Source organism: Paenibacillus pasadenensis DSM 19293 (genome assembly GCF_000422485.1).
In the GTDB taxonomy this organism is placed as follows: domain Bacteria; phylum Bacillota; class Bacilli; order Paenibacillales; family Paenibacillaceae; genus Paenibacillus_O; species Paenibacillus_O pasadenensis.
Map to the genome: position 1 here is coordinate 1 of NZ_AULW01000063.1, position 12709 is coordinate 12709.

A 12709-nucleotide genomic window follows, 5' to 3' on the forward strand; every position below is an offset into this window, starting at 1 on the left:
CGATAGCCCTTGCGCTCGCTGGTGCGCTCGTACGTCTGCGCCGCCAGCTGATCTGTCGCCTGGGCTGTCAGCACCTGATTCAGCACCGTCTCCAACAAGCGGGCCACTCCCGCGTCCCGATCGGTTCCGATAAACAGCTGGTGCAAAATGTCCTGATCTACGGTAATCTGGTATTGAGTCATGTGTAGGCACTCTCCTTGGAATGTTGGTCTCGACAACTTCCATTCTAACCGAGAGTCCTACCATGGCTTTTCTTTTTATGGTCAGGAGCATTTTACACAATTATATGGACTTAACTCCTGTTCGAGCGCAGTTACTCGGATTTTCCGCGCAACTCCGACGTCGGGACACCTGTTCGAGCGCAGTTACTCGGATTTTCCGCGCAACTCCGACGTCGGGGCACCTGTTCGAGCACAGTTACTCGGATTTTCCGCGCAACTCCGGCGTCGGGACACCTGTTCGAGCACAGTTACTCGGATTTTCCGCGCAACTACATCGCTGGATAGATATAGCGTCAACGCAAAAACAGCCCCGGCGACCGCGGCTGTTTGGAGGATGTACGTTTTTCGTTTTGTTGGAGTCTTTGCGTCTGAACCGGTGCATGAAAGCCTCAGCTTCGTTCCGCCACATCGCGCTCTACCGCTTCATGGACGAGCAAAAACAGCCTCTGCCCGACTAAGAACGTCTTGTAGTTCCGTTGCGATCGCTCAGGCGATGCCGCTGCGGCTTGAGTACATCTGCTCCCAGGCTTGCCGCAGCCGCTTCAGCTCCTCCGGCGTATCCGCGTCGAGCAGCATCTGCTCCGGCACATCGTGGAGCGCATCGCCCTGGAACGTTGTGTCCCGCAGGAGCTTGCGGGCGCCTTGATCGCCGCTCAAGCGCCAGACGGCGTCGAACATCGTGGAGCGAAGCGCGACAGGAGGCACGGGCAATCCGTCGGCGCCGGCGCAAGCCGTCCAGTCCAGCTCTGGACGCTCCGCCAGACGAGCCAGGAGGCGCCGCATCAAAGCGGCGTCCGCGAAAGGCTGATCCGCAAGCGCGATCAGGACCGCGTCTAGCCTCGGCTCATCGCCGCTGCTGCCGAGAGCGGCTGCGAGGCCGCAACGAAGCGAATGCGCCATGCCCTGATCCGCGTCGGGACATGTCACCCGCTCGAGTGGCGGCCAGCAGCCGGCCGGATCGGGCCGCGCCGCCCCGGCTCCGCTTGGAAGCCATGTCCCGTCGTCGCCGGGACGCAGCACGGCCACCACCCGCTCGACTCCGCTCGCCGCCAGCTCGCTCAGCACCGCCGAGCCGAGGCTGACGCCCGGCGCCAGCTCGCGGGCCGGCTTGGCCCCGCCCATGCGCGAGCCTGCGCCGGCCGCCAGGCAAATCGCGACCGCTCGCATAAGCGGCTTGCCTCCTTCCACCTGGCCGGGGCCTTCTGCCTGGATTCCGATCCTGTTACCGATCCTGTTGCCGATCCTGTTGCCGATTCCGTTACCGGTCCCGATCCCGTTCCCGATTCCGCGCTCGTTTCCTGTACCGGTTCCGATCCCGTCTACGCTCCAGGTGCCGACCACGCTTCCGCTCGTCGGCCCGTTGCTGATTCCGGCTCCGATCCCGCGTCCGATCTGTCCCGCCGTCGCCATCAGCCGCCGCCTCCCTCGGCGATGACGCGACCCGGCTGCAGCAGGCAGCTATCCGCCAGGAGCCCGGCACTACCGTTGGAATAAGCCGCGTCGGAGCTCCTGCCGCTCGCGAGCGCTGCCGTCCCGACGTCAGCGCCGCCCACAGCCGCCTTCACGCTCCCTCCCGTCAGCGCGACGCCCGCAGCCGCCTTCACGCTCCCTCCCGCCAGCGCGACGCTCGCAGCCGCCTTGCCTTCCTCGCGCATGCGCTCCAAGGGCACGGCCGCGGCCGGCTGCCGCGTCAGCGCCAGCTGCGGCAGCGCGCCGCGCCGCCGCACGGCAACGAGCTCCGCCGCGATGCTGAGCGCGATCTCCTCGGCGCCGTCGCCGCCGATGTCGAGCCCGACCGGACCGGAGATCAAGCCCGGATAATCGAGGCCGTCCCGCAGCAGCGCGATCCGCCGGCGGGAGCCGAGCACGCCGGCATAACGCGGCGGCGCCGCCGCCAGGCGCTCCAGCAGCTCGCGCTCAAAGCGGAGCCGATGGCTGCACAGCAGCACATAGTCGGCCGTGCCGATGCGCAGCGCGTCCAGCAGCTCTGCCGGCGAGCCGATGCGCAGCTCGCAGTCCGGGAACCGCCCCGGCGCGCACATCCCCTCCCGCCAGTCGGCGACGACGACGCGGAAGCCCGCGCGCAGCGCCAGCTCGGCGATCGGGATGCTGTCGTCTCCGGCGCCGAACAGGATCAGCCGCGGGCGCGCTGCCAGATGCGTCACATAACGGACGACATTCTCGTCGCCTGCCTCCGCCGGACAGAGCGGCTGATCGAGCAGCCGGTAGCCGATGCGTCCCGGATGCAGGCGGCGCTCCAGCCACCGGTCATCCTGCAGTCCCGCCGCCTGCCGCAGCACGTCCGCCAGCTCGCCCTCGATCCGCTCCAGCAGCACCGTCAGCGAGCCGCCGCAGCCGGTCGCCTCGCCCCACAGCAGATCGTCCGGCGAGCTCATGTCGTAAAGCACCCGCTGCCAGCTCGGCTCCCCGCCTGCGCCGCGCTCCGACTCATCCAGCAGCATCTCGGCGCGCTGAGCCAGATCCGCCTCCAGGCAGCCGGGACTGACGCTGCCGCGGCGACGCCCATCGCGGCCGAGCAGCATGCACGCGCCCGGCTTGCGATACGAATGGCCGGCCGCCTCCACGATCGTCGCCAGCACGAACGGCTCCGATCCGTTCCAGCCTTCCAAAACCCGTCCTGCATCCATGCCTGCTCCCCCTCTCTGCGCTCTAGGTCGCCTTGCGCCGCCCAGGCGCGCGGCCGGACGCATGACCAGCCGGATGATCCCCCGCCGCCGTCTCGGCCTCCGCCCGGGCCGCCTTGCTCGGCACAGCCGACGCCGGCAGCGCGCCGAAGCCGCGCAGCCGGAACGCCAGCTTCAGCCGCAGCAGGTCGTCCGTCTTCTTGAGGTCGACGCCGAGCAGGTCGCTGATCCGCTCCAGTCGATACGAGGCGGTATTGCGGTGGATATAAAGCTTCTTGGCCGTCTCGGCCAGCTGGCCGTCCTGCTCGAGATACACCTCGAGCGTGCGCAGCATCTCCTGGCTGTACTCCGGCTCCTTGCGCAGCAGCCCCTCGAGCACCCGGTCGCAGTAGGCGGCGATGCGGCTTGCGGGCACGTCCTCGAACAAGGCCGCCAGCTCCATCCGCCGGGCAGGCACGACGGCCTCGGACACGCCCCAGCGGCGCGCCATGCGCAGCGCCTCCTTGAGCTCCGTCCAGGCGCCGGCCAGCGCGGCTTCCCCGATGCGGCGGCTGCCGACGACGACTCGCGCCGCGCCGCCCGATTCCTTGCGCAGGCTCGCCGCGCATGCGGCCAGCTGCGCCTCCAGCTGCTCGCCCGCCGCCGGCTCCGGGAACAGCGAGAGCAGCCCTTCCTCAAGCCGCACATGGAGCGCGCCGCAGCGCCCGAGCTGCGGATGCCGGGCATACTCGAGCCGCGTCCGCTCCAGGCGCGCCTCCCACGCCGCCTCGTCCGGCGCCGAGCCCGCATCGGTCAGCACGGGCACATACGCGCCGGAGATGGCCGCCGACTCCGCCGTACCTCCGTGCGCCGCCAGCTCCGACGCGGCGATGCCGCCCTCCAGATAGCTGCGGACGAGCGCCTCGTAGCTGCGCGCCGCGCTGCCGGCGGCCGCGTGCCGCGCTTCCAGCTGGTAGGCGATCAGCTGCGCCGCCTGATGGAACAGGCTTTCTTCCAGCGTCGTGAAAAAGGGCTCCTCCGTCACGAAGCAGGCAAAGCCCTGGACGTCCTGCCCGGCGCCGCCTTCCGTCTCCAGCGGAATCCGGCAGCAATGCCACCCGTCGCCCTTCGTCCACGGATGGCGCCCCGCCGTCCACGGCCAGCCCTGCAGCAGCGCCGCCGCCTCGACGCGGCTGGAATTGTAGATCATCTCGCCGCTGCGGTCGACGACGGCGAGCGGATAGCCGACGACGCCGGCGATCTCGTCAAGCAGATGTCGGATCGGATCGCTCTGCATGGCGAAGCGCATCAGCTGCTTCTGCTTGTCGAGCGCCGCCTGCAGGGCAGTCGTGCTGCGCTGCATCTCCGCCCGGTACAGCCCGTTCATCTGATCCGAGAACGTGTAGGCGTACGGAAGCTCGATGAGCGGGAATCCGAGCTCGTCGGCGGCCGCGATCAGCTCCGCCGGAATTTGCGGCCAGAAGCGTCCCGGCTTGATGCCGAGTCCCGACGAGCCGCGGCGCTCGAGCTGGCGCAGCAGCCCCGCCCCGCCCTCCGGGTCGTCCTTGATGAGGTAGCCGGTCGTCAGCAGCATCTCGCCTTCCTTGATCCAATCCCAGATGTCCGGCGCATCCATGACGTTGACGGATTTCACGATCCGTCCCTTGCCTGCGGCTCCCGCTACGAGCCTGCCCTCCGACAGCGGAAATACGGACATCGCCTCTTCGACCGTCATATGCATGCTTGCCGCCTCCTCGTTCTTGCCTGGCCGGTCGCCCTCTCCCGGCCGCGAGATCCATTCTAATGTTAGATTATCTAACATTATAGGCTTCCGAGGGCAAGGCAACAATGGTTTTTTAGCGGAAATCCATTCGGGCTCCTAACCGCAGGCTATAACCAGCTATTCCTATTTGCAATTAGGCAGATCGCCGCCGCTTCGGCATAATGAAGCCTATATTCGAGACAGGCGAACGGCCTGCAACAGGAGGTTGGAAGCAATGGGCAGCACGGTGAAGAGCAGCAGCCTCGGCTATCCCAATATCGGGGAGAATCGGGAATGGAAAAAGACGCTGGAGGCGTTCTGGTCCGGCAAGATCGAGGAGCCGCAGTTCCAGCAGGAGATGGAGGCGATCCGCCTGGAGCGGCTGCGCCGCCAGCAGCAGTCCGGCCTCGACCTGATTCCGGTCGGCGACTTCACGTTTTATGACCGCGTGCTGGACACGGCGGCGATGTTCGGCATCGTGCCGCAGCGCTACGGCTACGAGGGCGGCGAGGTGCCGCTCGCGCTCTACTTCTCGATGGCTCGCGGCAACGCTTCGGCGACGGCCTGCGAGATGACGAAGTGGTTCAACACGAACTACCACTACATCGTGCCCGAGCTCGGCGGCGCCGAGCCTGCCCTGACGGCCAACCTGCCGCTGCAGGCGTACCGCGAAGCCAAGGAGAAGCTCGGCATCGACGGCAAGCCGGTGCTGATCGGACCGCTGACGTTCCTCAAGCTGTCCAAAGGCTACGCCGCTGCCGAGACGGACGCCTGGCTGGACCGCCTGCTGCCGCTGTACGGCCAGGTGCTGGCCGAGCTCCAGGAGGCCGGAGCCGCGTGGGCGCAGCTCGACGAGCCGGTCGTCTGCGGCGATCTCGCCGAAGGCGACGCGGCGCGACTGCAGCACATCTACGCCGAGCTGGCGAAGGCCGCTCCCGAGCTGAAGCTGATCGTGCAGACGTACTTCGACGCTCCGGACGACTACAAGGCGCTGACGAGCCTGCCGGTCGCCGCCATCGGCCTCGACTTCGTCCATGACCGCGGCCGCAACCTGCAGGCGATCGCCGAGCATGGCTTCCCGCAAGAGCTGACGCTCGCCGCCGGCATCCTCGACGGCCGCGGCATCTGGCGCGCCGATCTCGACGCGGCGCTGGCGCTCGTCCGCCAGCTGCAAGCCGTCGTGCCGGCCGAGCGCCTGCTGCTGCAGCCGTCGTCCAGCCTGCTGCATGTGCCGGTCTCCCTGGCCGGCGAAGCGAAGCTCGATCCGGCGCTGCAGGGCGCGCTGGCCGGAGCCGACGAGAAGCTCGCCGAGCTGGCGCTGCTCGCTTCTGCCGCCTCGCTCGCAGCAGACGAGCAGGACGAGACGGTGACTGCCGGCTTCGCCGCCAGCCGTGAAGCGCTCGCCGCGTTCGACGCGCTGCCGGAGCGTCGCGTCGCGTCGGTGCGAGCGAGCGTAGAGCAGCACGGCGGCAAGCGCTCCGAGCGGACGAGCGCATTCGCCGAGCGCCGCGTCGAGCAGCAGAAGCGCTGGCAGCTGCCGCTGCTGCCGACGACCACGATCGGCAGCTTCCCGCAGACGGCGGAGATCCGTTCCGCCCGCGCCAAGTGGCGCAAGGGCACGCTGGACGAAGCCTCCTACGAGACGTTCATCCGCGATCAGATCCAGGACTGGATCTCGCTGCAGGAGCAGATCGGCCTCGACGTGCTCGTGCACGGCGAGTTCGAGCGCACCGACATGGTCGAATTTTTCGGAGAGAAGCTTGCCGGCTTCGCCTTCACGTCGAACGGCTGGGTGCAGTCGTACGGCTCCCGCTGCGTGAAGCCTCCGGTCATCTACGGCGACGTCGACTTCGTCGACCCGATGACGGTCCAGGAAACCGTCTATGCGCAGTCGCTCACGAGCAAGCCGGTCAAAGGCATGCTTACCGGCCCGATCACGATCCTCAACTGGTCGTTCGTGCGCAACGACCTGCCGCGCAGCGAGGTGGCGCTGCAGATCGCGCTCGCGCTCCGCAAGGAGGTGGCCGAGCTGGAAAACGCCGGCATCGGCATGATCCAGGTCGACGAGCCGGCGCTGCGCGAAGGGCTGCCGCTCAAGAAAAGCCGCTGGCCCGAGGAGCTGCGCGCCGCCGTCGACGCCTTCCGCCTTGCTACGACCGGCGTGACGGATACGACGCAGATCCATACCCATATGTGCTATTGCGAGTTCTCTGATATCATTGATACAATTCGCGACCTGGATGCCGACGTCATCTCGATCGAGACGTCCCGCTCCCATGGCGAGCTGATCCACAGCTTCGAGGAGAACACCTATGAAAAAGGCATCGGCCTCGGCGTCTACGACATCCACAGCCCGCGCGTGCCGTCCGTCTCCGAGATGGTCTCGATGATCGAGCGCTCCCTGCGCAGCCTCGATCCCGAGCTGTTCTGGATCAATCCGGACTGCGGCCTCAAGACGCGCGGCCGCGAAGAAACCGCCGCCTCCCTCCACAATATGGTCGCCGCCGCGCGCGAGATCCGCTCGTCCAAGCGGCTCGCGGCAAGCTCGACCTGATCGCCGCCATCCTCGTCAGCTGGAAATCAAGCTGAGACGGACCGTCGTCCTCCCCGATTCGATCGGGTGGGTCGGCGGTCTCTTTTTGTTCGCTTTTCGAGGAAAGCAAAATCGGTAAGAACGAAAGAAAACTTAAAAATGATGATAAAAATAGTGCAAATCTCCCGTTATTCATCCGATATAACAATCAACTAGGTCATTGGACTTACATAATAAGGAAAGGGAGTTTGCTATGAGCACAACCAGTACGTATGACAAAGCGACCCATCGCATCCAAAGCAATCTGGAAACGCTGATTCGCCAGTACTTCATCGACGAGTCGACGAACACGCTTCTTCCCATCCGTGCCTACGCGGAGCTGGCCAGCGACGCAAAACGGCTGTACAAGCCGCTGACCAAAGGGGCGCTGGCCCGTCTGGCCGGCGTGCGTCCGAATGTCATCACGGAAATTTGCCATCTGCAGCGCGGCACGATCAACATCTATCATCTGAGCTCCATCGCCGATGCGCTGAAAATCCGCAACATCAACGAAATCATCGAGCTCAAGTAATCCAGCTTGTTGAATCCGCTCTCCCGACCGGGCATCGGGGGAGCTTTTTTGATTTTCCGCATAATTCGCTCGTTTCGGCATAGATGTGAGGGGTGACTTCATGCCGGCGAGCAGCGGCGGAAAGGATTTCAAAAATGCCCTTTGTCAACCGATTCCTGTTGAACCAAAATGGAGCGATCACCTATACGGGAAACACGCTCGGCCTCAGCCGGTCGAACACGGTCGGAGTGCCCGGCACCGTGGACAGCATCGGCGCCTTTACGACGATCGACACCACGCAGAAATTCGGCCTTTACCCGGCCGGGACGACATCGAATTTCCAGCAGAACAGCTCGACGGCGCTGCTGAATCTTCCTGCCAGGAGCAGCGTGCTTTATGCCGAGCTCATCTGGGGCGGCATGTACATCAACAACGGCGTCAATCTCAGCTCGTTCCTGAACGATCCGGTCACCTTGACGACGCCGCTCGGATCGGCCAGCATCGCTCCGGACCCGGCGACGGCGTTCGAGGTGCTGCTGTCCAACAGCCCTCCCTATCCTCCCGGCTACGCTTACGTCCGTTCGGCCGACGTCACCTCGATCGTGCAGACGGCAGGAGCAGGCGCGTATACGACGAGCGGAGTCGTAGGCACGATCGTCGTGCCCGATCCGACGTCCAATCATGCCATGTGGACGCTCGCCGTCGCATACGCCGATCCGTCGATGCCGCTGCGCAATCTGTCGATCCGCGTCGGCGCGGCCGTCATCCTGTCGACATCGGGACCGGTCAGCACGGTCGTCACCGGCTTCGCCACTCCTTTTCAAGGCCCGCTGGACGCCAGAGCCGCGATCAGCGCCCAGGAAGGCGACGCCAACAAGAACGGCGACCAGGCCCGGTTCGGGCCGACGGCCGCGACGCTGACGACGCTGTCGGGTCCGAACAACTTCGCCAACAACTTTTTCGCTTCGCAGATCAATAACGACGCCGGTCTGCTCGACACCTCCGGCACGTTCGGCACGCGCAACCAGATCAACGGCAATCCCGGCTCGAACATCCCGGCCGGCCGGCAAGGCTATGACGTGACCAATGTCAGCCTGGCCGGCACGCTGCTGAACGCCCAGACCTCCGCCGTCTTGCAGCTGACGACGAGCGGAGACGGCTATCTCGTCGACTCCATCGGCATCCAGATCGACATCACGCAGCCGATCCTGACGATCGTCAAGTCAGCGTCGGCCGCAGACGCCGTCGTCGGCGACACCATCACCTACACGCTGACCGTGCGCAATACTGGGAGCGTGACGGCAACCAACGTTCAAGTAACCGACAGCATCGACGAAACCGCCTCCTCCTTCGTGGCCGGCAGCGTCACCTTGAACGGCACGCCTCTGCCCGGCGCCGATCCCGACACCGGCGTGACCGTCGGCTCGCTCGCTCCCGGTGCCACGGCCGTCATCACGTTCAAGTACAAAGTGACGGCGGTGCCGTTCAGCGGGACGCTGGACGATCAAGGCCGCGTCGCCTATACGTATCAGCCGACGCCCGACTCGCCCGTCATCTCCACGTTCGTGCCGTCCAACATCGTGCGCATCCCCGTTTATCAGCCGATCCTTACGCTCGTCAAAAGCGGCAGCCCGTCCCCCGTTCCGCTCGGCGGCATCGTGACCTACTCGCTGCTAGTTGAAAACAGCGGCAACATCGCGGCGAACGTGACGATCGTCGATCCGATTCCGGCGGGATCGACCTATGTGCCGAACAGCGTCACCATAAGCGGCGTCCCCGCTCCGGGCGAAAACCCGGTCACCGGCATCGCGGTCGGCCCTGTCGGTCCAGGCGAGTCCGCCGTCGTTACGTTCGAAGTGCAGGCGACCTCCATCCCGCCGGCCGGCACGCTCGTCAACCAGTCGACCGCCGACTACACGTACCAGCCGCCGGACGGCCGCACGCTGACAGGCGAGACGCCGTCGAACACAGTCGTCATTCCGGTCGTCGCTCCGGTCAACCCGCCGATCGTGCCCGTCGAAAAATCGGCCGACGCCAGCAGCGCGATCATCGGCCAGACGGTCACGTTCACCGTCTCCGTCGCCAACGAGAGCATCGGTCCGATCGACAACGCCGTCCTGACGGACACGATTCCAAACGGCTACGCGTTCGTGACGGGAAGCGTCGTCGTTGGCGGCGTGCCGAATCCAGCCGCGAATCCGGCTTCCGGCATCCCGCTCGGCACGCTTGCCTCCGGCGCGACAGCGACGGTGACGTTCCAGCTCCTCGTCCTTTCCGCTCCGGAGCCTCCGGTGCTGACGAACGAAGCCTCGCTCGCGTTCACGTATTTCGGCGCGCCGAACAGCTCCGCGTCCAATCCGGTCGACTTGGAGGTGCTGCAGCCGGTCATCGGCTTGACGAAGCGGGCGTCCGTCACGGTCGCCGCGGTCGGCGATGTCGTTTCCTACTCCGTCACGGCGACCAATACGGGCAACGTCGCTGCGGCCGTCACGATCGTCGACCCGTTGAACGCCTACAGCTCCTTTGTGCCCGATACGGCGCGGGTCGACGGCATCCTCGTTCCGGGAGCCGATCCGACGACGGGCATCGCGGCCGGCACGGTCGCTCCGGGCGGAACGGTTTCCGTCAGCTACGACGTGCTGCTGACGTCATCGCCGCCGGACGGACAGTTCGACAATCAGGCTTCGGCCGCCTTCACGTTCAGCTCCCCTTCCGGCGCGACCGGCTCCGGCACGGCGTTGTCCAACCTCGTCACGATTCTGGAGACGAATCCGCAGCTCTCGGTCGTCAAGTCCGCCTCCCAGACCTATGCGCTCGTCGGGGACCGCATCACGTACACGATCGTCGTGGAGAACGTTTCCGCCGGGCCGGCGACGAATGTCGTCGTCACCGACGACACGACGCCCGGAGCCGTCTTCGTCCCGGGCAGCCTCGCCGTGAACGGCGTGCCGTCGGCCGGGAACATCGCCGCAGGAGTCAGCCTCGGCACGCTCGCTCCCGGCCAGCAAGCCGTGCTGACGTTCGTGGAAGAGGTCGTCTCGCTGAACGAGCCCGATTACGATGTGGACGATGTCGCGACGGCCACCTTCACCTCAGGAGGCACGACGGTTGCCTCGCTCTCCAACCTCGTCGTCGTCTCGGTCGCGAATCCTTCCGTCACGGCGATCAAGCGGGCGCTGACTCCGTTCGCCTTCGTCGGCGACGAGGTGCTGTATGAGGTGGACATCACCATTACCGGCAATTACAACGCAGACATCATCTGGAGCGACCATCTCCCGGAAGGCAGCGTTTTTGTCGAGAACAGCCTTCAGCTCGACGGCGTGCCGGTGCCAGGGGCGAACACGCAGACGAGAGCCTTCGTCGGCACGGTCGAGGCGAACAGCACGGCGACCGTAACGTTCAAGCTCAAGGTCGTCTCTTTCCCTCCCGGAGGCGTGCTGGTCAACCAGGCGCGGCTCGATCTGACGTTCATCCTGCCGAATGGACGGATCTTCACGCAGACAATCACTACCAATCCGGTCACCGTGCCCGTGCTGGCGCTCGCTTCGCTGGTCAAGCGAGCCAGCGTCTCGACCGTCACGGTCGGCGGCTCCGTGCGCTTCGAGCTCGCCGTGCTCAATCCCAACACGCAGCCGATCGAAAATGTCATCGTCTACGACGCTCTGGCCGCGGGACTTCAATTCGTGCCCGGCAGCCTGACCGTCGGCGGCACGGCTCTGCCCCCCGAGCTGACGCCGTCCCGCATCCCGATCGGCGCCGTTCCAGCAGGAAGCACCGTCATCGTCGCCTTCCAGGTGCTCGCCGCGTTCGCGCCGCCGATCCCGGTCGTCGTCAACTCCGCTTCGGCCGGCTATGAGCTTCTGCTGCCGAACGGCAGCCGTCTTCCGCAGGTGGCCCTCTCCAACACCGTTCAAGTGCTGATCGAGGAAGAAGAGGAATAACGCTGCCGACCGGCTCCAGTCCGCAAAAAAGCCCCCCGGAAAACCGCGCTAGGCGCGCTTTTCCGGGGGGCTTGCCGTTTGTTTGAGTCCGAATCTAGAAGTCGAAGAGGAAGTCCTCGTCGCGCAGCGGCTCGACGTTGAGCGTGCGGACATAGCCGTTGCCCTTTTTGGAGAAGAAGTCATGCTGCTTCGTCCGGGTGCTGATGCCGTTGAGCACGATCGGATTGATGTCCTCGTCCTCGAAGATCGGCTCCAGGCCGAGGTTCATCATCGCCTTGTTGGCGTTGTAGCGCACGAACTTCTTGACCTCGTCCTGCAGGCCGATGCCGACGTAGAGCTCGTCCGTGTACTGCTCCTCGTTGGCATGCAGCTCGCGCAGCAGCCGGTCCAGCTCCTGCAGCGTCTCCGCCTGCTCCTGCTCGCTCAGCGACGCATGCACCTCTTGCGCCAGCACGCCCACGTACAGGCCGTGGATGCTCTCGTCGCGCAGGATCAGGTCGATGATCTCGCCGCTGCTCGTCATCTTGCCTTGGCCGGCGAGATAGAGCGGATAGAAGAAGCCGCTGTAGAACAGGTAGCTCTCGAGCAGCACGGAAGCGGCCATCGCCATGTACAAGTCGCGCGGCGACTCGATGCTGCGGTAGTAGCCGGAGATGACGGAGGCTTTCTTTTGCAGCTGCGGATGCTTCTCCACCCAGCGGAATACGGCGTCGATCTCTTCCGTCGAAGCGAGCGTCGTGAAGATGCTGCTGTACGACTTGGCGTGGATCTGCTCCATCATGCCCATGAAGCCGAGCACCGCCTTGCGCTGAAGCCCCTCGACATGCTCGACGAGGCTCGGCATGCCGACGCCGCCCTGCACCGTATCGAGCAGCGTCAGGCCGCCCAGCACCTTCATGTACGTGTCGCGCTCCTGATCGTTCAGGTACATCCAGCTCATCTTGTCGTCGGACAGCGGAATCTCCTCGTCCGTCCAGAACTGCATCAGGTTCTGGCTCCAGAACGTCGCTGTGAAGTCGTCGTCGGGACGGTTCCAGTTGACGGCGCGCAGCGGCGCGGCAGCGGCGGCGCCAGAGGC

Annotated in this window: 8 protein-coding genes; 3 read left to right on the forward strand and 5 right to left on the reverse strand. The window is 65.4% G+C overall.

What is annotated here, in order from left to right; translation table 11 throughout:
• From H582_RS0109185 to H582_RS26740, 4 genes are all read right to left on the reverse strand, one after another.
• A partial coding sequence (locus H582_RS0109185) for a transposase (protein WP_028598317.1) occupies positions 1-182 on the reverse strand: 182 nt, incomplete at its 3' end.
• Positions 183-707: 525 nt separating this feature from the next.
• Entirely contained in the window at positions 708-1388 is a 681-nt protein-coding gene (locus H582_RS29945; protein ID WP_164820157.1) for a nucleotidyltransferase family protein, read from the reverse strand.
• Positions 1389-1630: 242 nt separating this feature from the next.
• The gene (locus tag H582_RS26735) at positions 1631-2869 is read right to left on the reverse strand and encodes an XdhC family protein (protein ID WP_052333099.1); all 1239 of its coding nucleotides are present in this window, start codon (positions 2867-2869) and stop codon (positions 1631-1633) included.
• A gap of 22 nt (positions 2870-2891) precedes the next feature.
• Positions 2892-4586 carry a PucR family transcriptional regulator gene (locus H582_RS26740; protein ID WP_084136958.1) on the reverse strand — a complete coding sequence of 565 codons (1695 nt, stop codon included), beginning with the start codon at positions 4584-4586 and terminating at the stop codon, positions 2892-2894.
• A 256-nt stretch (positions 4587-4842) separates the two neighbouring features.
• Between H582_RS26740 and metE the strand changes: the two genes are divergently transcribed.
• The 3 genes from metE (at position 4843) to H582_RS0109215 (ending at position 11631) form a co-directional block, all read left to right on the forward strand.
• On the forward strand, positions 4843-7161 hold the full coding sequence (gene metE / locus H582_RS0109205) for a 5-methyltetrahydropteroyltriglutamate--homocysteine S-methyltransferase (protein WP_043111141.1): 2319 nt from the start codon (positions 4843-4845) through the stop codon (positions 7159-7161).
• Positions 7162-7393: 232 nt separating this feature from the next.
• Positions 7394-7711 (forward strand): hypothetical protein, encoded by a 318-nt coding sequence (locus H582_RS32795; protein WP_043111142.1) that lies wholly within the window; start codon positions 7394-7396, stop codon positions 7709-7711.
• A 134-nt stretch (positions 7712-7845) separates the two neighbouring features.
• The gene (locus tag H582_RS0109215; protein WP_028598320.1) at positions 7846-11631 is read left to right on the forward strand and encodes a DUF11 domain-containing protein; all 3786 of its coding nucleotides are present in this window, start codon (positions 7846-7848) and stop codon (positions 11629-11631) included.
• 94 nt (positions 11632-11725) lie between these two features.
• Here the strand turns inward: H582_RS0109215 and nrdF are convergent, their stop codons facing one another.
• Positions 11726-12682, reverse strand: a complete 957-nt coding sequence (nrdF, locus tag H582_RS0109220; protein ID WP_028598321.1) for a class 1b ribonucleoside-diphosphate reductase subunit beta — start codon at positions 12680-12682, stop codon at positions 11726-11728.
• Positions 12683-12709: the final 27 nt, after the last annotated feature.